Here is a 24,325-nt window from a genome sequence, read left to right as displayed (position 1 = left end):
TTTTCGGCTAAGACAATTTACTTATTTTGTTTTAATGTAAACTCAAACAAAACGATTGGTTGAATGAGTAAAACTGACTCATCATACCTCATTTTTTATAGGCTAACAGGCTGATTTATCTTTTATTTTTTTATTAGTATCATTTCAACAAATATGCGTGATTTACCCTAAGTGCTCTCACTGTTATGATGCATCAACACAATAATAATGTTTCAGGGGAACACCATGACAACAAAAACCTTTAAGCTCAGCTTAACGGCACTCGTAGTAGGCGCAAGTTTGTCACTGACTGCATGCAACGACACAAATAAAACAACCGCAGTACCTAAAACTACACATGTAGTCACCGCTCAAGATGCAACACAGTTTTTAATTGCATCTGAAAAAGAACTCAAAGCACTTTATTTAGAATCTAGCCGCGCTGAATGGATTTATGCCAATTTCATTACCCATGATACTTCTGAGTTATCAGCGGCAGTAAATGAAAAAATGACCGCTGCTGTGGTTCGTTTGGCTAATGAAGCAGCAAAGTTTAATGCGTTAGAGCTCGATACTGATACACGTCGTAAACTAGATAAACTTAAGCAAGCCTTAACTCTCGCAGCTCCGCAAGACGAAGCTAAAAATGCCGAACTTTCAAAGCTGATGGCAGAATTAGGTGGTATATACGGTAAAGGTAAATACTGTAAAACCGAAGGTGAATGTTTAAGCTTAGGCGACATGACAGCCAAAATGGCAACGAGCCGCGACTACGATGAATTACTCGATTTGTGGCAAGGTTGGCGTCAGGTTTCAAAGCCTATGCGTCCACTGTATGAACAACAAGTAACGCTTGCAAACGAAGGTGCCAAAGAGCTTGGCTACGCAGACACCGGCGCAATGTGGCGCAGCAAGTACGATATGCCTGCTGATGATTTTGCCAAAGAGCTAGACCGTATTTGGGGCCAAGTTAAGCCGCTTTATAATTCTTTACATTGTCATGTCCGCGCCAAGTTAGGCGAGAAATATGGCACAGATAAAGTGCCACAAGATCAGCCAATTCCTGCACACCTTCTTGGTAACATGTGGGCGCAAACTTGGGGCAATGTATACGATTTAGTTGCACCTGCAGATGCAGATCCTGGTTATGATGTGACTGAGTTATTAGCCAAACACAACTATGACGAACTAAAGATGGTGAAAGGCGCTGAGAAGTTCTTTACTTCAATGGGGTTTGATCCACTACCAGAAACCTTCTATGAGCGTTCATTATTTACTAAACCACAAGACCGTGACGTACAGTGTCATGCATCGGCATGGAATTTAGACAGCAAAGACGATTTGCGCATTAAAATGTGTATCCAACGCACTGGCGAAGAATTTTCTGTTATCCATCATGAACTTGGACATAACTTCTATCAACGTGCTTATAATAAATTACCGCTTTATTATCAAGAAAGTGCTAATGATGGTTTCCATGAAGCGATTGGCGATACGATTGCCCTTTCCGTTACTCCTGGCTACTTAAAAGAAATTGGTTTATTAGAGCAAGTACCTGATGAGTCAAAGGATATTGGTTTATTAATGAAAATGGCGATGGACAAAATTGCGTTCATTCCATTTGGTTTATTAGTTGACCAATGGCGCTGGCAAGTATTTTCAGGCCAAGTAACACCTGAAAACTACAACAAAGCTTGGTGGGATTTACGTGAAAAATACCAAGGTGTGAAAGCGCCTATTGCTCGTAGCGAAGCGGACTTTGATCCAGGTGCAAAATACCATGTACCAGGAAATACGCCATATACCCGTTATTTCTTAGCCCACATTTTACAATTTGAATTCCACAGAAGCTTATGTGAAATTGCAGGTAATAAAGAAGCGATTCACCGTTGTTCTGTTTACAATTCAAAAGAAGCGGGTGAGCGCCTAAATGCCATGCTAGAAATGGGTTCAAGCCGCCCATGGCAAGAAGCGTTAGCGTCGGTAACAGGCAAGCCTGAAATGGACGCAACGGCGATTTTAGATTACTTTGCACCACTTCAAACTTACCTTGATGAGCAAAATAAAGGTCGTCAATGTGGTTGGTAATTAATATAAATTACTGACAAAAAAGGCTCATTCAGTAACAGAATGAGCCTTTTTTATTCACCGTTATAATTCATTCAATCATTATTAATTGATTAATATTGACCTGAAATACCCAGTGTAAATTGTTCTTGATCATCAACATAACTAGCGAATAAGGCAATATTTGTATCGATAAAGTACTTTGCATTTACCATCCACTCTGAATCGGCCAAACCTGCGCCCAACGACATTGCAGGGTTAAAATAGTAATTGGCATGAATAGTAAATACGTCGTCATAATCGTTATGATGCACAGCCGCATCAATTGCTAAATGTTGCTGATCATTCAATGCCGTAAAATAACGCGCCGAGAGTGTTTGAGCATCAAAGTCTGTATCGGTTGAAACACTAAAACCTAAATAGTCATAACCCGCTAGCTGATGAACATATTCTGCACTTGCTTGATACACTTCATCAACGCCGTCAGAGTCGTAACGTGTGATGGCCATTTTTAAATTACTGTTGAGTAAATAACCCATACCAACACTATTGCTATCAAAATCACCATAACTCGAATACGCGCCACGAACAAAAATGTTTTCGTTGTAAAAATACTCTCCACCGACACTCACAAGCTCATCACTGCCAAAATTATTCAGCCCACCATAGATTTTAGAATCTGTATCTAGATAGCCAAATTCATCCATGACACCTGAAGTGATTTGTGGCGCAAAATAGTGTTTTACATCAAGCATAAACCCATCATAGCCCGAGTTTTTACCATCGACATAAGCCAAACTTGCAAATGTTTGATATTCTGCAGCCATTAAGGTTGTCGAGCTAAGGAATAACGCTAATCCTAATCTTATTTTCATTGTTCGTTCCTGTTATGTTTGAATTATTCTTTCACTCGCACACCAGTGAAAATAGTTTGAAATAGTAATTTTAAATGATCACTAAAAAAAAAAGCCACTTACCATAAGTGACTCTTTGAACTCATTGAGTCTAATGGTTATAAAACAAATTGACTCAAAATACGATATACATCATTAATGTTATCGCCTGCTTTAAATTCTTTTACTAATGGCTGGGCCTCTGAGCCTATCCAAATTTTGAGTTCGGCATCTAAATCAAAATGGCCTGCACTTTCTTTACTAAATTTAGTGATCTTGCCATAAGGAATGCTTAACATTTCTATTTTTGAACCCGTAACACCTTGTTTATCAATCAATATAAGACGCTTATTGGTGAAAATGAACATGTCACGGATAACTTTATACGCTTTTTGAACTGTTTCACCATCGACTAATGAATCACCAATTAACTCATCAAGTTTATTGCTATCAACCTCACTGGCATTGCCCATTAAACCACTTAATAACCCCATTTGATGCTCCTTGTATGTTCTAACGCTCGCTAAAGCGTAGCTAAAATTTTTAAACTTATGTTTATATGTTCTAAATATCTATTCAAATAATTGATTTTCTAGCGTTTTGCCATTTACTAAACTGCGATAACGCCAGTTTTTTTGATGGCAAAGCTGTAATATCTTAATATCAGCCTCATGGCTTGCAACATTCGCTGCCAATGTGATGAGGTATTCTCTATCTTGTGGCATGGTTACTTTTTCAATTTCATCGAGCTCCTCAAGCAACGCAATTAGATCGTGTTGTTTTTGGCTCATTGCGAGGGTTAAGTAACCTTGCTTAGCATCACTGGCGAATGTTTGATGCTGATGCATTTGGCCACGCTCTAAATACAACACTTGTTGGCATAATCGTTCTAATTCACTTAAATCATGAGAGCTTAAGATAAACGTCGTTTCTTGCGATAAATCCGCCACAAGTTGGCGAATTTCACGAGCATGTAAAGGATCAAGACCTGCAGTTGCTTCATCAAGCATCACAATTTTTGGTTTACCAATTAAAGTTTGAGCAATGCTGACACGTTTACGCATACCATGAGAAAGTGCAGCTGGCTTTTCTTGCAATACCTCACTCAAACCGACTAAATCAAGGGTACGCTGCGCTTCTATTTTACTTTCTTTTGCAGACAAACCTTGTAAACGGCCATAAAAAGTAAGCTGATGAGCAATCGAAAAACGCGGATCGAGCACTGCATCTTGCGGTAATGCAGCCAATTGACCAAAGAGTGCAGCACTGCCTGCTGGGTGGCCTAAAATTTCGACCTGACCTGAACTGGCCTGTAAATAACCGCATAAAATACTAAACAGGGTCGTTTTACCCGCGCCATTTGGCCCAACTAATGCAATCGGCTCCCCTGCCTTTATTTCGAAACTCACATTTTTCAGCGCTTGTTTCGCACCAAAAAAGTGATTTAAGCCTGCAACCTTAATAATGGCACTCATAACGAACTCCTTTTCATAACGATACTTGCTGCTGCTAAGTAACATACTGTTTGAACCACAGGAATAAGATACATACTAATAGAAAAACTTTGCTGCCCTATCACCTCGTTGAGTTGAAATCCGGGGTAAATGTAATAAAGGTATTCAGAATACGGAATATAGTGAGTCAAAATAGCAATTAAGGCGCTCCCTATGCCATAAAACAAAACACACATCACAATGGCTAATTTTGACGAACGGATAAAACTATTCAAAAACGCCATTAAGGCAATAAATGGAAGTACCGCCAAGACTAGCTCTTTAAATAGTCCGATCCCTTTATATAAACCAGGCATAAAAAGCGCACCGTCACGAAACGTCGCCATAAAAATGGTGGCCAATAACGTAAGGGCAATTAACGCGGTGACTATCAGCAATTGCCCGATAAAACGGCCAAATACAACTTCATTTCGGGTCGCTCTAAGGGTAATAAAACGCAAAGTACCTCGAGTGCGGTCTGAGCAAGTTTGATCACTGGCTGCAAAAAGGGCAAATAAAGGGAATGAATACAAAGCCACTAACCAATAAATGGCAAGCTCTGGGACTTTCCAAGTTAATAATTCAGATAAACCAAGTACGCCAAACATTTGCATCGCCATTTGGCGAAAATCTTCTGATGACACTATGGTGACTGCAGAGTTAACTGGGTAACGTAAAATGACAAACCACACGGTGGCAAAAGCGGCTAACGCTAATAGACCCCTTTTGGTAAAAAATAATCGTACTAGTTCAAAAGTGGCCAAGCACCAAGTACGGTTAATGCTTTGTTGTATCAACATATTTTTACTCTTTTATTATTCTCTAACACTACCCTAATCACAATAGTGACCGATTGCGAGCCTTAAATTGTTAATGAGTGTGTTATTTGTAACAGTTAGGATAAAAAGCCTGCAAAGCAGGCTGTTTATTAAATAACCTGAGCTCTGGATAATAAATCTATCTCCAGTGGCTATTTTCAACAATAACTACGTTGAGTTTACTTGCAATAAACCCGTTATTGACGCGTAAACTCGCCTTGTTGTCCCTGTAAATCTCCGACTGGAGAGTTTCTTGATTTTTATATCAATTAAATCAATACGTAATTAAATCTCTTAACCAGAGTTCAGGTTAAATATTTTGTTGATAAATACTTAGAGCTTGCGCTAAATCTTCAATTAAATCATCGGTATCTTCTAAACCCACATGGATACGAATGAGCGGCCCGTGCTGCCAACCTGTTGCTGTGCGAAGATGAGCTAAGGTTAAATTCGCTGTGACTAAACTTTCAAATCCGCCCCAAGAATAGCCCATTTTAAAATGGTGCAATGCATCTAAAAAGGCATTAATAGCCTCTTGCGATCCCTCTTTCATAACAAAAGAAAACAAGCCATTGCTACCTTTAAAATCACGTTTGAAGAATTCATGACCGGGACATGTTGTTAAAGCTGGGTGACGGACATGATCAACTAAAGGGTGTGCACTTAACCAATCGGCAATTTTTAATGCACTTTTTTCATGTTGCTGCAGACGTACAGCCAAGGTACGTAAACCTCTGAGTGCTAAATATGCGTCATCTGCAGAAGTACATTGCCCCATTAAATAAGAATTTTCACGCAGCTGTGGCCAATGAGTTTCGTTTGCAACAGCCACGCCCATCATCACATCAGAGTGACCCACGATGTATTTTGTTGCAGCTTGAATACTAATATCGACACCAAAATCAAGCGGCCTAAAGTGAAAGCCATTACCATAGGTATTATCTAACATCACTAACACACCGTGCTCATGTGCAATGCTCGATAAAAGCGGCACATTTTGCACTTCCATTGAAATAGAACCTGGCGATTCTAAAAATAAAATACGGGTATTAGGACGGATCAGCGCTTTAATTCCTTCACCAATTAATGGGTCGTAATAAGTGGTTTCAACCCCCATATTGCTTAAGATCACCCGGCAAAAATCACGGGTTGGTTCATAAGCAGTATCGACCATTAAAATATGATCGCCTGTTTTTACAAAAGATAGAATCGCATTGCTGATTGCAGCAGCACCTGATGGGTATAAGGCACAGCCTGCTCCGTTTTCTAATTCGCTGATGGCATCTTGCAAAGCAAAATGAGTGGTGGTGCCACGACGGCCATAAAATAAAGTTTGATTCGCGCGATTAACTACAGCGTGTTTCATATCAGCAACGCTATCGAATACTATCGTTGATGCTCGTTGAACGACAGGGTTAACAACGCCATGCGTGAATGCTTTTTTGCGTCCTGCATTGACAATTTGTGTGTCTTTTTTCATTTTATTCTCCAAATTCGCCTCTGAAACAGCAGGAAATCATAACGTTTCTGACGTAGCTGCGTTACGCCAGTGTTCAATTAAATATCGTGAGATGGAATCGGTCCGCGGTAATTTGTAGCCTTGGCTTTCATCGCCCCATTGACCAAATTGGTTTAACTCTGCGCGGCTAAACCAATGAGCCTGTTCAATTTCATCTTCATCAACTGTAATATTTGGCGCTTCTGCTCGCGCTATAAATCCTAACATAATTGAAGATGGAAAAGGCCAAGGTTGTGAGGCCAAGTATTGAATATTCGAGACTTTTACACCCGCCTCCTCCATTACTTCTCGGGCAACGGCTTGTTCAAGCGTTTCACCAGGATCTACAAAACCTGCCAATGTAGACATTGCTCCTAAAGGCCAAACACTTTGGCGACCTAATAAGCAGCGCTCAACTCCATCAGAAAAAACATAAGTAACCAGCATGATTACAGCAGGATCGGTGCGCGGAAACGTTTGATGTAAGCATTTAGCATTAGTGCACTTTCGTGAATGCCCAGCTTCAATCATTTTATTTTGATGACCACATCGACCACAAAAACGATGCGTTCGATGCCAATAGCATAAACCCCTAGCGAGCGCTAAAATTGAAGCCTGCTCACCAAAAATAGCCGAACCATGGCGGCGTAAATCAACAAATTCACCAAAATAATTCAGGGCTTTAAGTCCATCATCATTAAGGTGAGTCACATCAATAGCAAAATACGAATAATCGCTATTGTGGCCTAAAAAAATAGCTTGGCTAACATCAAGTCGGCCTAATTGATCGTGAGTGAGCAATACGGGTTGCGCGCTATCGAATTCAAATAAGTTTTTATCCTGATAAGTCAAAATCCAACGGCTATTTTTAGCCATTTTCGCTTCACACCACACTTCATTTTTGCGCTCTTTACTAGCACGGTTAAGCCCCATTTGCGCGTAATTATACATGTCGAGTTCCTTTTAACAGTAAGTCAGCCCATGTTTGGGACCAAGCAGCCATCGGCTGGATGTGCTGTGCAAGTAACTGAGCATGTGGACTTAAATCATAGCCTTGCGAAGTTTTGAGTACTAAATCTAATGCTATGAGCTCTTTTAATCGAGAGTTGAGTAAGGTTGGTGATATATCTTCACAACGAAGTTGCAGCTCGCGAAACGTAGCTGGGCTGTGCCGTAACTGCCAAATAATACCTAAACACCAAGTACGCCCCAATAAGTCAAACAAGGCCATAATTGGTTTGCCAGTTTTTGAACCTCTGACTGCATGACCGGGAGTGGGCAACGTCATAGTCTGTACCTAATAAAAATGAACCTGATAGAGCCTATCAAATCAAACCTGATTGCGCTACAGAATTTGTAGCGCAATGGGTATAAAAAAAGACCTTTCGGTCTTTTTTTAGTTTAAAGTGTCGCTAAATGCGCTAATAACTTTTGATTTTCAGCTTCGATGTGTTTATAAAATTCAACATCAGCTAATTTACTTGCAGCTGCTTCATCAATAACAATAACCGCATTACGATGCATTTGTAATGCCGATGCAGGACACGCCGCTGTTAACGGGCCTTCGACCATTGCTTGAATAGCATCGGCTTTATTTGCACCCGTAGCTAATAACACCACTTTACGCGAATCTAAAATAGTACCAATACCCATCGTGATAGAAAGATGCGGTTGATATTCATCGGCAGCAAAAAAGCGTGCATTATCTTCTATCGTTGCTTTTGTTAACGTTTTAACACGAGTACGAGACGTTAAACCTGACGATGGTTCGTTAAAACCAATGTGGCCATTACGGCCTATGCCAAGTAACTGCACATCAATGCCACCAGCCGCTTCAATTTTAGCTTCATATTCTTTACATGCGCTCAGCGGATTTTTCGCGTCGCCTGGTGGCACATGAGTATTATTTTTATCAATATCAACATGATTGAACAATTGCTCATTCATGAAGAAACGATAACTTTGTGGATGCTCACCTGTTAAACCTAGGTATTCATCTAAATTAAAACTGGTAACTGTAGCAAAGCTCACTTCATTAGCTTTATTTCGTGCAATGAGGTCTTGATACAGTGCTACAGGGGTTGAGCCTGTTGCTAACCCTATGACTGAGTCTGCTTTTTTATTGATTTGATCTACAAAGATTTGTGCACCGTAGCGTGCAACCTCTGCGGCGTCTTTTAAAATGACTATTTGCATATGACTTGGCTCAAGTTAGGAGTTGAAGAAAAAATGGGATCTATGATTAACCCGTCCGTGCAGTTAGATTAACCATAGATCAAAACCAAATCGGGATATATCGGCGATTGGTTCAAACCATTATGACAACGCTGTCATTATTGCGTTAATGATCTTTATTGTAAAGACCATTAACCCGATTTTTTACATCTTTGTGTTTATTTCAAACAAATACATTTAAACACTAATTAAAATTTTGCGCTTGTATAACCAATGTAATACTAAAAGTTGTACCGCAAGTAAGGAAAATACCGCCAATAATGGCTGCCAAGCCTCGGAACCTGCCGCAACTAGCCCACCAAAAACACTTTGGGCCACATATTCCCATTGCACTAAACTCGATGCTAAATAGATAACGATTGAATTGGCACCAATAATCACAAAAGGGTAAAAATATTTTTGGGTATTGAGTAAATCAACAACCGCATAAAAGCAGGCTAAGAAAATCAAGCTCCACCCTACGGTGACCAAAACAAATGAGCTAGTCCATAAATCTTTATTAACTGGAAAAATCAAATTCCACGACCAACCTAAAGCAAGGCTGGCCAATCCAGCTGCAAATAAATAACCAACCGTTTTCCATTCACCCAATTGATTGGCTTGTGCAATTAGTCGTCCTGCAAATACGCCCATTAGCGCATTAACAACTGCAGGCACATTTGACAATAGCCCTTCAGGATCAGTTGCTCTATTTTGATACGTAATTCCTGGCAATAAATGTTGATCAACCCAAGCATTCCAAGTACCAGCCATGGTTAAATCACCTGCTTGGCCGCCTGGAACTGGCACAAAACAAAGTAATAGCCAATATCCGACCAATAACGACACTGCGGTAATGATTTGTGTTCTAAGGCTTGTATGCCATACCAACATAACACAAATAAACCATGCGACGGCAATGCGACCTAATACGCTGGCATAGCGAATTTCTTCCACATTAAAAGGAATGCCTGTCCCCCAGCCATGGTTATATAGAACACCAAAGCCAGCTAATAAAAATAACCGTTTTAATGCTTTGGCATAATAAACACGGCGCTCTTGAAAGGGTAAATGATCGATGCGTTTAGGCGATAGACCCATCGCAACACCGGCTAAAAAAATAAATAGTGGAAAAATTAAATCGTAAAAAGTGAATCCATGCCAATTACTATGCAGTGTTTGCCCATGAGCCACCTGCCAACCAGTCCATCCAGTGAGGATAAACAATGCGGCAAAAATTTTCTCACCACCCAAAATCCAAAACATGTCCATGCCACGCAATGCATCAAGGGATGCTAACCGTCTTTTTTGCGGTTTTATTTCTGTATTTGTCATGTGTGCTCTCTTTTCAATCACCCAAATCAATAAAAAAAAGCCCCACTTATTGCTAAGCGGGGTTTTTTATTCCAGGAATTTTGTTAAACAATGTGCCCAGCGATATAAGTATTGAGCGCATATTGATTTGTATCTAGCAATACAAAGTCTGCATCGTAGCCAACAGCTATACGCCCTTTTTCATCAGCAATCCCTAAATATTGTGCGGGATACAGTGAAGCCATTCTTAAGCTTTCAGCCAGTGACACATCTAGGGTATTGACTGTGTTACGCACTGCACTTGCCATATCTAATACCGAGCCTGCTAACTCGCCAGTTGATGAGTTGAGGCGATCACCAGTTCGGATCACTTTACGACCATCAAAAAAATCAAATTCAGTTAAATCGGTTCCAACAGGTGGCATCGCATCGGTTACTAATAACATTTTGCCCTGTGCTTTGGTTCGAATCGCTAATTTTGCAGCGTTTGGATGCACATGATGGCCGTCAACAATAAGCCCACACCAGCTTGTGTTATCCCAAAGTGCAGCGCCAACGACACCAGGCTCTCGCGATGTAAAAGCCGACATAGCATTAAATAAATGCGTGAAACCATCAGCACCGGCTTGAAGCGCTGCTTGTGTCGTTTCAAAATCGGCATTGGTATGGCCAATACAAACCTTAACGCCATAACCCACCAAGCGTTTAATATCTTCAACCGAGACATTCTCAGGCGCCAATGTAATCATTTTGATGCCTAAATCTTGACGGGCATACACTGCAAATTCGGCCTCAGAAATAGGTCGAATGTATTTTTCACTGTGGGTACCTTTTTTGGGCAGTGATAAATGTGGCCCTTCAAAATGAATACCCAGCACTGCGGGTACTTTTTCTTTTAAAGCAAGTGCTGTTGCATCAGCCGCAGCTTGCATTACTTCAACTTTATCGGTGATAAGTGTCGGCATCAAACCTGTACTGCCAAAACGGCCATGTGCTTTAGCCATTTTGTCTAAGCAAGCAGGGGTCTGCTCTGCGTTAAAAAAAGCACCGCCGCCGCCATTTACCTGAACATCAATAAAACCTGGCACCAGTAAGCCACCAAGATGTTGACCTTCACCTTCAAAGCCAGCTTGAATCGAAGTGATCACACCATTAGCCACTGTAATTGTTGATTGAGAAAGAAAAACATCACCGGTGAAAACGCTATCAACATGAAATACTTGTGTCATACAAAGTGCCTTTTTATCTAAACTGCAAATGAACTCTCTGCGAAATATACCGCACCCATTTCAGGTGGTTGCTTTGGTGTTTGCACTAATGCTGCAATTTCTGGACGCAACCATTTTTGGAGCGGCTCAGCCAAACCACCAATCATAGATAAACGTGGCGGTTGATTTTCCATTAGCTTTGCTGCCAAATCACTAATATAGCCTGCGCCATCTTTGACAATTGCAACAGCAACGTCATCACCTTGATTAGCACATTCAATCACCAATCGCGCTAATGTCGCATAAACGCTCGAAGGTTTGCCGGCCATTTTCTCAGCGATTTCCATACTATCTTTTGCCTGCAATTGAGCCATCACCGCATTGGTAATACTTGTTTGTGGGCCTAAACCATCAAGTGCTAATAATGATACTTTTACAGCTTCAAGGCCCATCCAAGCACCGCTGCCTTTATCACCTTGCGCAAAGCCATGACCACCATAAATGGTACTTTTTCCATTTACATAAGCAAATCCACACGAACCTGTGCCAGTAATGATTACTGCACCATCACCGCCTTCATGTGCGCCAATACAAGCAGTATGAAGATCGGTGGTTAAAAACATTTTTTTGAATGGGTGATGCCACTCAATAATTTGGCTATACAGGCTTGGTAAATTCACGCCAGCCAAACCTAGGCCCGCCACCATCTCATTGACCGATGATAAACTTAACCCTGCGTTTTCAATCGCAAGCTGAGTCGAAACCATGATGGACTCTAAAGTACGGTCTAAACCATGAAGGGGATTTGCAGGACCGCCTAGGCCCGTGCCTAGCACGCCTTTTGCTGGACTATAAATTGTCGCGCGACACTTTGTCCCACCGCCATCAATTCCTATGTATAACTGGTCCGCATTTGCACTTATTGCAACCATCAAATGACCTCAATCTCTTCTTTTTATCATTAGCTTCGGTATTAATTACAACCGAGTCTAATATCCCTCGACCCATTGTTGATTTAATGTTACACAAATAATGACAGCGTTGTCATTATTTTTTTAGCATTATTTGGAAATCACCTTTTTTAGTCATTTAATTGCGTATAAAGCAAATCAATCTAATCGCAAAATAAAGCTCATACCTTGTTACTATATTTCAGCTTGGTTATGAAAACAAGCTCGCATTTAATACTTAATTAGTCTGATGTAGACATAACAAAAAAGGCATATAGCGCTTTTTGCGCAATATGAAAAGAAAGCTAAACTTATAGCAAAACCAAATATAATCAACATTTAGCGCACTTCAACTTATCACTTTGGAGCCCGATATGGAATCTATAAAAGTCATCGATTATTTAAATAAACGCCCTGTCACGTTTAAAACAACCATGAGTGTTGCTGAAGCTGCTGAACGTTTACTACTTTCTCATCAATCTGGAGGGCCTGTTTTAAACGAGCATAAACAAGTAGTTGGATTTTTGTCTGAGCAAGATTGTATTAAACGTATGCTCCACGAAACCTATTTAAGCGAAGCTTTTTTTACCGTGCAAGAAATTATGACCCGCTCTCCCCTGACAGTAACAGCCAATGATTCTGTTTTTGAATTGGCACAAAAAATGACGGAAAACACACCTAAAATTTATCCCGTTGTTGATAGCGACAATCACTTACTTGGCACTATTGGACGTACAGAAGTACTTAAGGCAATTGATATTCATCTGCATGCGATTTATGAAAAAGGACATGCGCGGTTTGTGTAACACACTCCATATTAGCTCTAAAGCAAATAGTGCGGCGTAATTGCAGTAAAATCGCTTGCACTTCTAATTAATAAATCAGATGTCAAAGCCGGCACACCATAAACACTCACCGGTTTATGATATTTATTTTGAATGCGCTCAACAAGCATTGCAAAATCACCATCTCCTGACACAAGTATTAACTTGTCGACCGTTTGAGCATAATCCATCATATCAATGGTTATGCCCACGTCCCAATCACCTTTAGCTGAGCCATCGCTGCGTTGAATAAAGGGTTTCAGCTTCACCTCGAACCCAATCGCACGTAAGATATTTTGAAACTGCTTTTGTTTTTCATCACTGCGACCAATAGCATAAGCAAATGCGTGCTTTACCTCATACCCTTGCGTTACCTCGGCCCAAAATTGGTTATAGTTAAAATTCGCTTGGTAAGCTTGACGACAGGTGTAATACACATTTTGTACATCAACAAAAATAGCAAGAGTTGGCATTTTATTCCTTTAACAAGGTTTTTTACTGCAAAGCAGTATTTTATACGGCAAACACTGAGTTAATTCACTAAAAAAGGATAAATAGGATGAAATATCTCATCTTTTTAATATCAGATATTTCACCTCCACTTAGCGCACTCAATTTAGCCATTTATTAAATAAAGGCTAAATTGAGTGACGTTATCAACAATACTAAATAAAACTAATTAGATTGATAACTTCAAAATTTAGGGTTAATTCAATGTGGTGTTAAACCCCTTATCCAGAATTGGAGTTAACTAACCTGAGCTCTGGATAATAAATTTATCTCCAGCGGCTACTTTCAACGCTAACGGCGTTGAATTTACTTACAATAGGCCAGCTATTGACGCGTAAATTCGCCTTGTTATCCCTAAAAGTTTCCGGCTACAGACTTGAAAAAACATTTACCAATTCAATATCAATACGTTAGTAAATCTCTTAACCAAAGCTCAGGTTAACTAAAAAGACACGCTAAAACCGATTGAAGGTCGCATCGAAAAGTCATCGGTTTCTTCTTTAATCAATAGCTCATTTACATGAGTGATTTTTTGATAATCTAAATCAATATGGCTCACATTGTCCTGTCCATACGCATTCATTAACTCCAAAATTAACTGAGCATCTAAACCAAAAAAGTCTGTTTTTCGTTCAAAACGAATATCTAACCGATGATAATTAGTAAATCGTTCTGAGAAAGGCTCGCCATAAACCGGCAAAAAACGGTTCGGGTATTGCCGGTTTTCTCTCACAGCTACAATAGGTGTATATGCTTGGCCGCTGCGCGCGGTAAAATTAAAACCGCCATTCCATAACTCATTAATTTGATAATTTACTACCAGATTGATAACAAGGGGTGTATCGGCATAATAATCACGCGTTGTGTTTTGGCGTAAATCGGTGCGTTCACTTTTGGCATAACTGATCGCAAGCCAGCCATACCAATCATCCGTTTTATTTTTATTTAATAAGAAATCAACCCCATACGCGCGCCCTTCAACATCATTACTGTAAAGTTCTTTATTTCCTTGCAATGCCAAGGGCAAGTTTTCCATCGTTTTGTAATAGCCTTCAATTGACCAACTCCACTCATCAACCAAATGCTGAGAAAACCCTAAAGTGGCATGATTTGATGATTGAGAATCCAGCTCTGGATTACCTATTTTCGGGGCTATCACCTCTAAATCTTGCATCCGGTTATATTGGCCAAATTTAGCGGTAATTGTACTGTCAGAATTAAGATAATAATTGAGCGCAAGCCTTGGCATTAAATAAGCCTCATCGGTATATTTATTACCTTGCCATTGCACGCCCATTTCTGATTGCCAATCGGCGTGAAATTGCCAAATATGACTTAAAGCAACAAAATAATTATCCGTTTCAAAAATAGAGCGGTTAGTAATGCGCTCCCCACGGTTTAAATCACAATCAGGATCAAGTTCAGTACAGACATAATGAAACATGTCATATGAAAACTCAGACTCACTATCAAAATAAGCGGTATCAAACACCACTGAATTTGAGCTATTAAAGCGGTAATTCAATCTGGCTTTGTACGTAATTTGCTGCGCTTGTGATTGCTGATAAAACCCTTCGCTCACAGTGGCTACTTTACCGTATTCTAAACGTTCTGTTTCATTTAAAATGCCAACTCCCATTTTTGCACTCAGATCTTTACTAACGTGATCCCAAATTAAACTCTGGCTATTAAAGTGCCGATCAAATACAGCATCACCTTGATACTCTGGGTTTTTTAATGAAAGCTCTGCACGCTGGTTAAAATTAGCGCCCGCTTTATCTTGGGCACCTGTAAAAGAAAAAATAAGGTTATTTTTGCCATCAACATCCCAAACAAACTTACCCTGATAGTCGTTATCATCAGGAGCCTCATTGACTGTGACACCGGTCATTTTACCATCATCATCTTCTAATTCTTCGCCCTCATCAAAAAATAAAGGTAAGGTGCTTTTTCGAGCTGAAAAGTAAAACGCTGTATTTTCTGTCAGTTGTCCTTCGACAAAAATACCCGCATTAAACATCGTAAAATCAAGGGTGGTTGTAATTTTTTGGTACTTAGGATTGCGCAAGCTCACATCAAATACCGCTCCTGTGGCATTACTGTAACTTGTCCCATACCCTGCCGAATAAAGTTTAAAATCTTGAATTAAATGACGGTTAAAAATAGACATCCCAAAATCATGAAAGATATATCCAGCAGGCATAAAATCAACTTCAAAGATATTGTCACTAGGTGATGAACCTCGTACAGCAGGCTCGCTCATTGAGCCACCAGCAGCCACCACTCCAGGTAAAGCAAAAGCCGCTTGCAATGGATCACCCATCGCACCTGGCATTGCGACCAACTTTTGGGCATCTTCAGTGATATGAGACATGATTGAGCTTCGACGGTGCTGCACTTCAATGTGTTCAATCGGTGCATTGGGTGTGAGCTGCTCGTTGGCATATGTTGTATGACTTTGCAAAGCGACATACAACACACTGAGTGGAAAATATACGGTTGCTCTCATCTTATTAGTCCTTTAAATGAAAAAATATCAATTAAAAAGACTATATAGAGTTTAGTAATCTGAAACTGTTATGAAGTGTTCCAAATTGTAGCATTGTGTCTAAATTGTTGGAGCAATTGGTTCGACATCACTGTCATCCATTGCTTCAATATTAATAATTTCCGAACGATTTAAAGTAATTTTAAAGCGTTGAGACACGCTCTCTTTTTTCTTATTTGTTTGGATTACAACCACGTTAATTTGATAACGGCGTTCGACCGCCTGCTTAGATATTTTTTTATTATCAACACTGTACAGCTTCCCTTCGCCTTTTTTTAAGTAACGAACAAAAGGAGTGAGGTTAAAAGAGATCTCTTGCTGAATTTCATCATAACCTGGGTAAAACTCTTTAGTGACCACCTTGCTGTCACAACGAAAATGTAATAGTTGCGAGTCTTGCTTATTTTGCTGACGACGCTTTTGTAGCAGCGCATCAGCAAGCGGAGGCAAATCTTTAGCTTTGATATATTCAAGCCAAATGGTTTGTTCAACCATGCGTGTTTGCGACGCGCTATTACTAAATAAATTTTCCCATTTAGGCCGACCCTTCTGGATCCACCGCCAAATAAGCTGGGTTAAATCATCTTTGAAGATTTCACGTAACCCGTAGATCACGCCAAGCAAAGCGACCAACATAAAAGTCACTTCAGCAAAATTGGAGCGGGCATTTAATACCAGTGTCATCACAAAAGCCATCATAACGGCAGTGACAACCCCTTTCACCAAACGGCGTAAATTATTATTGAGATTAAATGTTTCTTTTTGGAATACCACGCCAAATTCGATTAACCGCTGTAACAGACGCATCTTATTGGTAATACGATTGGGATCAGCAAGCGTGACTTGTGTATTATAAAGATTAGCGTCACGATACTGCTGCTCTTGAGCACACAAATCAAATAATTTATCCCTTATCGCAGCATGTTCGTAACTTTTAGGTCCATCTGACAATAAATTTAAAAATGATTGTTCTACGTGCCAACTTAAATAATTATCAGCCGTTTCAAAAAATGGGCTGAGTTTTTTATCGGGTGGCGTGTATCGGCGTAACTTTTTAAGCAGCGATTCAGTTTGCTCGCATATTTCTAAAGCTGTAGCGTAAAAAAGATCGGGTTCTTTTATTTTAAGAGCTTGTTTTATATCAATATCTAACGCTATCTTAATTTGATAACAAAATAAATTTAGATTTAATCGATAATCGGCCTGCTCCCCTTTTTGCTGACTGATAAAACGGCTTCGTACTAGGGGCAAATGCAATTGATCAGAATAATAAGCACATTGTGTTTTGATATTACTGTGAAAATAATCATCTTCTTCTAACGTACTTGGGTTAATGCCCATATCAACAGGAAGAGAAAAATACAGATCTGTTCGTAAAAAATCGCGAGGTAGTAGCTGGTGTTGTAATCTCAGGGATAAATTTTCATCCTGAATTAAACTAATTTGGCTCACAGACTAATCGAGCTCCTTTAAATATACGTTAAAAATCATACTCTTTGGTACAAGAAATTCAGTTGCTCATGCGTATACCGAGTTCCTTGGGGAAATACCGACAATGTAGTATAATAAAATGCCTTTGCATAGCAGATTGGCATAATGAACAAAAAACTCGACAAATTACTTAAAACCCATCAAAAGCTCATTCATTCAGAAAACCAAAAAGTCGTTTCCCATGTTCAACGTGAAAAAGACGAGTGGTTTGTCAATACGCTAATGATCGAATCATGCGATGTCCCATTTAAGTTTCAACGTAAAAAGAAATACAAATCACTAGTAGATTCACACGTTAATTTAACCTACTACCCAGATATTGAAACAGTCGCAAGTTTTGAAGTTGAAATAATGAAAGTGGTTCGCATTAAAATTGCGTAGCCACTTTAGGCATTAACCTTCGAAAATTTCATTCATGATTTCAACATGTTCGGCTACTTCACTCGCTTGAGTAAACATTGCTACATGCATGAGCGCATCGCCTTCTTGTACCAAAGGAATATTTAAGCGACCAATCACAATACCTTCATATTTGGCAAATATGGTTTCAACACTTTGACCATTGGGATCATAAATTTTTGCAATCTCTTCCCCCGCTTTAACACGTTCTCCAAGATTTTTGAGCAAACGTACAATGCCACTTTCTGTTGCACGGATCCACGAACTACTGCGTGCTTCAAAAGGCTCTAATGTATGTTTCCGTTTCACTTTTCGAAGCATGCCCAAATGACGCATCACATCCAATACGCCTCTTAAGCCTGCTCGAATACACACCTCATCAAAACGCAGCGCTTCTCCGGCTTCATACAATAGAATTTTAACGCCACTATCATCGGCAGCTTGACGCAACGAACCATCGCGTAAATTTGAATTTAACAATACAGGCACACCAAACGCTTCTGCCATTGCTTTAGTTTGTGGGTCGTCTAAATTTGCGCGCACCTGAGGTAAATTGCTACGATGAATAGCCCCAGTATGTAAATCAATGCCATAGTCACATTTTTGCACTATTTCAGTTAAAAATAAGTTCGCTAAGCGTCCAGCTAAAGAACCTTTTTGAGAACCAGGAAAGCAGCGATTTAAATCACGTCTATCGGGTAAATAACGGCTTTGGTTTAATACTCCAAAAACATTCACCATCGGGACTAAAATAAGTGTCCCTTTAATTGCATTAAGGGGCTCTTGAAGCTGAAGCCTGCGGATAATTTCGATCCCATTTAATTCATCGCCATGTATTGCTGCACTGATGAAAAGTGTGGGCCCGGCTCGCTTACCACGAATAACATGAACTGGAATAGACATATCAGTTCCAGTATACAGTTTAGCAACCGGGATATTAATTTGGACTCGAGTACCTCGGGAAACAGCTGTTCCTGATAACACAAAATCACTGGGCACGAATAATTACTCCTAAATATGCTGTAACTCAACGCTTTATTCATTTGATAAATTAAAGCAGATAGTTACAGCATATTTAGGAGTAATGCAATGAAAGAACTTTAAAATTGGAATTAATAATACATTGAACGATACCCGATATCTCAGATCGCTCTTAACAACCCCTTTTATGCTTTTATGGATCAGGCTGTGACTACAATGGCATTCGATTTATTTAACGCCGAGCTCTCTTAATCGCTCATCTAAGTAAGTTTGTGCTGTATAGCGCTCTGATAAAACAACATCTGGTCGAGGATGCAAAAACAATGGAAGTGAGATCCGCGATTTATCACTTGCTTTACCCGTTGGGTTAATTACCCGGTGGATAGTAGATGGAAAATAACCACCCGATGCTTCTTGTAGCATATCGCCGATATTAATAATTAAATTACCAAAATCACACGGCACATCTAACCAGCCGCCTTCTTTGGTTTGCACTTGAAGCCCAGGTTCATTTGCAGCGGGTAAAACTGTCAGTAAATTAATATCACCATGGGCTGCAGCGCGAATAGCACCGGGCTCTTCATCGCCTTTCATGGGTGGATAATGCAATATACGCAACAAGGTTTTTTCACTGTCCGCAATCATATCTTTTAAATCGATTGAAAAATGTTGGCTAACTTGCGCTGGCGCATATTGTTGCACCCAACTGAGTAACTGCGCTGCAAATTCACTGGCTAGGCGATAATATTCTCGAATTTCGGCTTCTAATTGTGCAGGGACCCGCCCATTAGGATAAACATGAAAATATTCTTTAATGTCTTTAACTTGATGCCCTTTTGCCACTTCTGATACCGAAGGCGGAAAATAGCCGTCTTGGGTTTCTTTGTTAAATAAAAACGCAGTTTTTTCATCTGAATTAAAGAACTGCTGCCAATTACGATAAATCGATTCAACAAGTTCTTTAGGAATTGGATGATTTTTTAATACACCAAAACCAGTATTTCGTAACGATTCAACAAATTGAGCTGGGGCATTATCCGCTTGGTAATCAACAGTAGGCAATTGCATGAGGGTCAACCTATAAAAATAAAAGTACAGTTTAAAAAGGCACTTTAAAAATAACAAGCATAGTCCAGAGCAAAAAATAAACACCTGAGCTCTAAAAAACAAATAACTTACTGTTAATTAATGAATTAACCTTAAAACAACACGTTAGATTAATTACTCTAAGTTGATATAGATCATAGTCAGGTCTCGCTTATATCTATTACTTAGTTCTTTATCATACCTAATCGTTACAATTGAGGAGTGAGTTTATCGGTAAGGGGTAACTCAATAGAAAACGTGGCCCCCTGTCCAGCTAAACTCTGACAAGATAAATCTCCGTGTAAAATCTTATGGACTAAGTTATACGCGATACTCAAACCAAGCCCTGTACCACCTTGGTTTCTTGTAGTGGTATAAAAAGGCTCAAATATTTTACCAATGACTTGCTCTTCAATCCCACAACCATTATCAATAATATCCAATCGGTAATACTCTGCCGTTGCGTAACCCATAATTTTAATCTGCCCTTTTTGGCTTTTACTCAAGCCGTGAATACAGGCGTTTTGAATGAGAATAAAAAGCACCTGACCGAGCACAACAGGATAGGTGAGAATTTTATCATTAGGTAAAATCATAATGTCTGTTTGAACACCATGTGCTTTGATAGTCGAGCTTAAACTGTCAACGACTGACATACAAAAATCATATAAATCAACAGATTGAATTACACCGTCGTCAGCATTAACAGCCACTTGTTTAAACCGTTGAACCAACAGTGCAGCCCGTTCAGTATTGTCAAAAATAAGTGCTAAGCTTTGCTTTGTAGATAACAAAAACTGGCTTAATGCATTTTTAGTTAGCGTGTTTTTATTCACATGATGTTCTAACTCTGAGGTCATATCTTGCACCACACTGGTCGCAGTAATCGCTATACCAATCGGGGTGTTAATTTCATGTGCGACCCCAGCCACTAGTTGGCCCAAATACGTCATTTTTTCATTCATGAACAACTGTTGCTGCGTTTCTTTTAACGCTTGCATATTAAGTTCTAACGCTTGATGCGTAATGAGTAACTCTTGATGTGACTGCGCATTCGACACCGCAATAGAGGCATACGATGCCAATGTTTCAAGTAACATTAAATCGTGGGTGTCATAGCTGTTTTTTGTAATACTTTGAATGCTTATGACCCCAATCACAGTGCCATTTTGCTGAAGCGGGACATACATCATAGAAACCGCTTTTATCTCTTGCTGGCCACTGGCTAAGCTATGAGTCGCACTATCTTCCATTTCATAGTATTTTTTGAATTGCTGAGCATAATCTGAAACTAAGATTGCTTGATTGTGGCTAACAGAGTAAACCGCCAATTGACCCGGCTCATTCATCAAACGGCTGTAGGCATGGTAACGGATCCCTCGTTCAACAGCATAGTTAAACTCAATTGCAGTGCCATCTTCATTTAAAATCCCGATACCAAAGCGATCAGCAACAAATATTTGGCTAATTTGTTGATAAATGACATTGAGCAAGTCATCCAATAATAGCTGAAGCGTAAACTGCTGCCCGATTTGATTTATCACCGAAATTTCGCGCGTTCGCTGTACAACCACCTCTTCTAAATGAAGCGCCTGTGCCCTCACTAATCCAATTCGCCAACGAAAAATCATAAATACTAACGCTACACTGCACAGCGCGATAAGTAATTTAAACCACCATGTTTGCCAAAAATAAGGCTGCACATTAAAAGATAAGTACAAAGGCATTATTTCTTGAGGAAAATGCTCATAACGCGCCTCAATAACCAACTGATAATTCCCAGGATCCAAATTATTCAGTGATATTACTCTTGAACTGGTATCAAGTTGACGCCAACTAACCTCATTACTACTGAGCTTATATTGATAGTTAATTTCATTAGCACGCAATGCATCAGGTACCGCAACCTGAATACTAAAATCATTTTCTTGCGGTTTGAGATCCAAAGCGCCAAGTTTCGCCAATACCTGATTTTTATCGTTTATTTTTAGTTTGGTAATAATCAGTTTCTTACTTATAACATTTGGCTCAAACCCTTTGGGATCAACTAACACAACCCCTTTAATGCCGCCAAACGCCAAAATACCCGAACGCAATTTAACGTAAGAACCGAGCCAAGAAGTGCCAATATCAATCCCCAGTGAAGCATTAAATGGCAACATAAACTGGGTTTGTAAATTAAATAGACTTACCGCACTCCAAATTCTGCCCATAGAGTCAAATAGCATGTTACCGCCAGGCATTTTATCATAGAGGCCTAACAGACTTTTCTGTTGCTCAATTAAAACCGAATCGCCCTCTAAATTCGAAACACGATCAAACCCAGTACTCGTTGTTATCCATAAATGTCCACGCTGGTCCTCTACCATACCTAATACATAGTTATGGCTTAGCCCCTGCGTCGAATCATTTGAGATAAATTGATCTAAAACCTGACTATTAGGCCGCAAACGATAAAGCCCTTGATGAGTACTGATCCATAAATTATGGAACGCATCTTCAAGTAAAGCTGTAGGGGTATCGAGCATAATACTGCCATCTTTTTTATACATCGGCTCACACGCCAAGTCTTGTGGACGTTTAATACACACACCTTTACCCATCCCAACCACTAAGTGCTGATTGTCCATTACTAACAATCTTAATACTGAGCCTGTGGTAAGATTTTTTACAGGCTGTTCAATAAACAATAAGGTGGCAAGATCAAGTTGTAGTAACCCCGAAGACGCAGTGCCAACCCAAATGGTGCCATCTGCTTGCTGTGCCAAAGACACTATATTTTTAAACTCTTGCCCTGTAGCACTTTTCATAATAGTCGCGACGCGCCCAAGAGCTGGGTCGATTAAATCCAAGCCCGTGCCAGTAGTACCAGCCAATAAACGACCATCTAGGAGCTCTAACAGTGTGCGAACATTAGCGAAACTTAATCCCAAGTCATGCTGTAAACTATGTCTTAACATCGCAAAATGATCACTGGTATGAGCGTTAAGAAGCTGCAAACCTTCACCCCAAGTGCCAATTAATAATGTGCCATTACGGCTTAAAAAAATAGTCCCCACATCATCAAACGCTAAACTCGTCGGGTCCGATGCATCATGACGAAAATGCTTAATAAACTGGCCACTTGCTTCTTGGTAAAGCGCCAGACCCTTGCCATAACTTGCAACCCAAACTTTACCATTACTGAAGGGCACAATTGCCCGAATATATGCGTTATCCATCTGAGAATTGGGGCCACTTTGATGATTAACAACCGCCTGCTCACCATCCCAAAATTTCAAACCACTGTGAGTCCCTAACCAATAATTGCCTGCCGATGAACGATAAATACTTCGCACATCGAGTCCTTTTAATGGTTCAATAGTTTTAAAGCTCTGATCTTGGACTTCTTTTTCAAACATCCCTTTGGTCGAACCAATTAAGATTTTTCCGCTGCTATCTGGATAAATTAAAAAACAAATACCGTTGTTTATTGGTAAGTCATAATAACTAATTCGCTGGTTTTGTATGTCAATTTCATCGACACCGAGTTCATGACCAAGCCATAAATGCCCTTGTTGATCAAATTTAAGAGTCCGTAGCGTGTCTGAACGAAGTTTGATTGAGCTTGAACCTGTATTAAAGTGCTCAAATGTATGAGTGCGCGGTGAAAAACGAGATAAACCTGAGGTACGCGTCGCAAGCCAAATATCACCTTGCTCATCTTCAGCTAGTGCCACAATATAATCCGCGGCCGGACTGTTTATATTATTAGGATCATGCGGATAACGTTTAAATTGATAGCCATCAAAACTTACTAAACCATTTTGACTGCCAAACCAAAACATGCCATTACGTGCTTCAAGCCCCGCACTTATAACCCCACCTACTATTTGGCCTTGATCATCCACTTTTTTAAATAAGGGGCTTGCATAACGAAAATCATCCAATGACTGCGCAAAAAGAGTGGTACAAACTAAATAGCTACAACAAAGTAACCACTTGAACATCCCTATCCTTAATTGAGCATCCTGCAATAACACGTCGCTAAAGCGCGCCATGCACAGCATCAG

The 24,325-nt window shown here is 39.9% G+C and carries 20 protein-coding genes; 3 read left to right on the top strand and 17 right to left on the bottom strand.

All coding sequences use genetic code 11. From position 1 onward, the window contains the following. The first annotated feature begins 225 nt into the window (after positions 1-225). Entirely contained in the window at positions 226-2,067 is a 1,842-nt protein-coding gene (locus AC3KZC_RS07360; protein WP_490576829.1) for a M2 family metallopeptidase, read from the top strand. A 92-nt stretch (positions 2,068-2,159) separates the two neighbouring features. Here the strand turns inward: AC3KZC_RS07360 and AC3KZC_RS07355 are convergent, their stop codons facing one another. The 11 genes from AC3KZC_RS07355 to nagK form a co-directional block, all read right to left on the bottom strand. Then, positions 2,160-2,921 (bottom strand): putative porin, encoded by a 762-nt coding sequence (locus AC3KZC_RS07355; RefSeq protein ID WP_490576828.1) that lies wholly within the window; start codon positions 2,919-2,921, stop codon positions 2,160-2,162. A gap of 137 nt (positions 2,922-3,058) precedes the next feature. Beyond that, positions 3,059-3,433, bottom strand: a complete 375-nt coding sequence (locus AC3KZC_RS07350) for a PH domain-containing protein (protein ID WP_490576827.1) — start codon at positions 3,431-3,433, stop codon at positions 3,059-3,061. A gap of 78 nt (positions 3,434-3,511) precedes the next feature. Next, on the bottom strand, positions 3,512-4,414 hold the full coding sequence (locus tag AC3KZC_RS07345; RefSeq protein WP_490576826.1) for an ABC transporter ATP-binding protein: 903 nt from the start codon (positions 4,412-4,414) through the stop codon (positions 3,512-3,514). Next, entirely contained in the window at positions 4,411-5,232 is an 822-nt protein-coding gene (locus tag AC3KZC_RS07340) for an ABC transporter permease subunit (RefSeq protein WP_490576825.1), read from the bottom strand. The genes AC3KZC_RS07345 and AC3KZC_RS07340 overlap by 4 nt, the downstream gene beginning before the upstream one ends. Before the next feature lie 328 nt (positions 5,233-5,560). Continuing rightward, on the bottom strand, positions 5,561-6,730 hold the full coding sequence (locus AC3KZC_RS07335; RefSeq protein ID WP_490576824.1) for a cystathionine beta-lyase: 1,170 nt from the start codon (positions 6,728-6,730) through the stop codon (positions 5,561-5,563). Positions 6,731-6,766: 36 nt separating this feature from the next. Then, positions 6,767-7,699, bottom strand: a complete 933-nt coding sequence (nudC, locus tag AC3KZC_RS07330) for an NAD(+) diphosphatase (protein ID WP_490576823.1) — start codon at positions 7,697-7,699, stop codon at positions 6,767-6,769. Further along, complete coding sequence (locus AC3KZC_RS07325; protein WP_490576822.1) at positions 7,692-8,036, bottom strand: winged helix-turn-helix transcriptional regulator; 345 nt, start codon at positions 8,034-8,036, stop codon at positions 7,692-7,694. Before AC3KZC_RS07325 ends, nudC begins: the two co-directional genes overlap by 8 nt. Before the next feature lie 113 nt (positions 8,037-8,149). Then, entirely contained in the window at positions 8,150-8,944 is a 795-nt protein-coding gene (gene nagB, locus AC3KZC_RS07320) for a glucosamine-6-phosphate deaminase (RefSeq protein ID WP_490576821.1), read from the bottom strand. A gap of 216 nt (positions 8,945-9,160) precedes the next feature. Beyond that, complete coding sequence (nagX, locus tag AC3KZC_RS07315) at positions 9,161-10,297, bottom strand: transmembrane glucosamine N-acetyltransferase NagX (RefSeq protein WP_490576820.1); 1,137 nt, start codon at positions 10,295-10,297, stop codon at positions 9,161-9,163. An 83-nt stretch (positions 10,298-10,380) separates the two neighbouring features. Next, positions 10,381-11,505, bottom strand: a complete 1,125-nt coding sequence (nagA, locus tag AC3KZC_RS07310; protein WP_490576819.1) for an N-acetylglucosamine-6-phosphate deacetylase — start codon at positions 11,503-11,505, stop codon at positions 10,381-10,383. A 17-nt stretch (positions 11,506-11,522) separates the two neighbouring features. Beyond that, positions 11,523-12,416, bottom strand: coding sequence for an N-acetylglucosamine kinase (gene nagK / locus AC3KZC_RS07305; protein WP_490576818.1), 894 nt, complete (start codon positions 12,414-12,416; stop codon positions 11,523-11,525). Between the two features lie 392 nt (positions 12,417-12,808). Here nagK and AC3KZC_RS07300 point away from each other — a divergent pair, with 392 nt between their 5' ends. Continuing rightward, positions 12,809-13,240 (top strand): CBS domain-containing protein, encoded by a 432-nt coding sequence (locus tag AC3KZC_RS07300; protein ID WP_490576817.1) that lies wholly within the window; start codon positions 12,809-12,811, stop codon positions 13,238-13,240. Positions 13,241-13,257: 17 nt separating this feature from the next. Here the strand turns inward: AC3KZC_RS07300 and AC3KZC_RS07295 are convergent, their stop codons facing one another. From AC3KZC_RS07295 to AC3KZC_RS07285, 3 genes are all read right to left on the bottom strand, one after another. After that, a complete protein-coding gene (locus AC3KZC_RS07295; RefSeq protein WP_490576816.1) occupies positions 13,258-13,731 on the bottom strand; it encodes an NYN domain-containing protein in 474 nt (157 codons plus the stop codon). Between the two features lie 479 nt (positions 13,732-14,210). Continuing rightward, positions 14,211-16,277 carry a TonB-dependent receptor plug domain-containing protein gene (locus AC3KZC_RS07290; RefSeq protein ID WP_490576815.1) on the bottom strand — a complete coding sequence of 689 codons (2,067 nt, stop codon included), beginning with the start codon at positions 16,275-16,277 and terminating at the stop codon, positions 14,211-14,213. A gap of 99 nt (positions 16,278-16,376) precedes the next feature. Then, positions 16,377-17,768: a hypothetical protein gene (locus tag AC3KZC_RS07285; protein ID WP_490576814.1), complete on the bottom strand. Its 1,392-nt coding sequence runs from the start codon at positions 17,766-17,768 to the stop codon at positions 16,377-16,379. Positions 17,769-17,912: 144 nt separating this feature from the next. On the opposite strand from AC3KZC_RS07285, the gene AC3KZC_RS07280 reads away from it, so the two are divergent. After that, a complete protein-coding gene (locus AC3KZC_RS07280; protein ID WP_490576813.1) occupies positions 17,913-18,188 on the top strand; it encodes a hypothetical protein in 276 nt (91 codons plus the stop codon). Positions 18,189-18,200: 12 nt separating this feature from the next. Here AC3KZC_RS07280 and AC3KZC_RS07275 read toward each other — a convergent pair whose 3' ends face one another. The 3 genes from AC3KZC_RS07275 to AC3KZC_RS07265 all read right to left on the bottom strand — a co-directional run bounded on the left by AC3KZC_RS07275 (position 18,201) and on the right by AC3KZC_RS07265 (position 24,262). Further along, positions 18,201-19,205 (bottom strand): succinylglutamate desuccinylase/aspartoacylase family protein, encoded by a 1,005-nt coding sequence (locus tag AC3KZC_RS07275; protein WP_490576812.1) that lies wholly within the window; start codon positions 19,203-19,205, stop codon positions 18,201-18,203. Positions 19,206-19,415: 210 nt separating this feature from the next. Continuing rightward, positions 19,416-20,255, bottom strand: coding sequence for an isopenicillin N synthase family dioxygenase (locus AC3KZC_RS07270; protein ID WP_490576811.1), 840 nt, complete (start codon positions 20,253-20,255; stop codon positions 19,416-19,418). A gap of 227 nt (positions 20,256-20,482) precedes the next feature. Further along, positions 20,483-24,262 carry a sensor histidine kinase gene (locus AC3KZC_RS07265; protein WP_490576810.1) on the bottom strand — a complete coding sequence of 1,260 codons (3,780 nt, stop codon included), beginning with the start codon at positions 24,260-24,262 and terminating at the stop codon, positions 20,483-20,485. Between the last annotated feature and the right edge of the window lie 63 nt (positions 24,263-24,325).

Source organism: Pseudoalteromonas sp. J2K-J031 (assembly GCF_058197095.2).
This window is presented reverse-complemented; position numbering and strand designations above follow the sequence as displayed.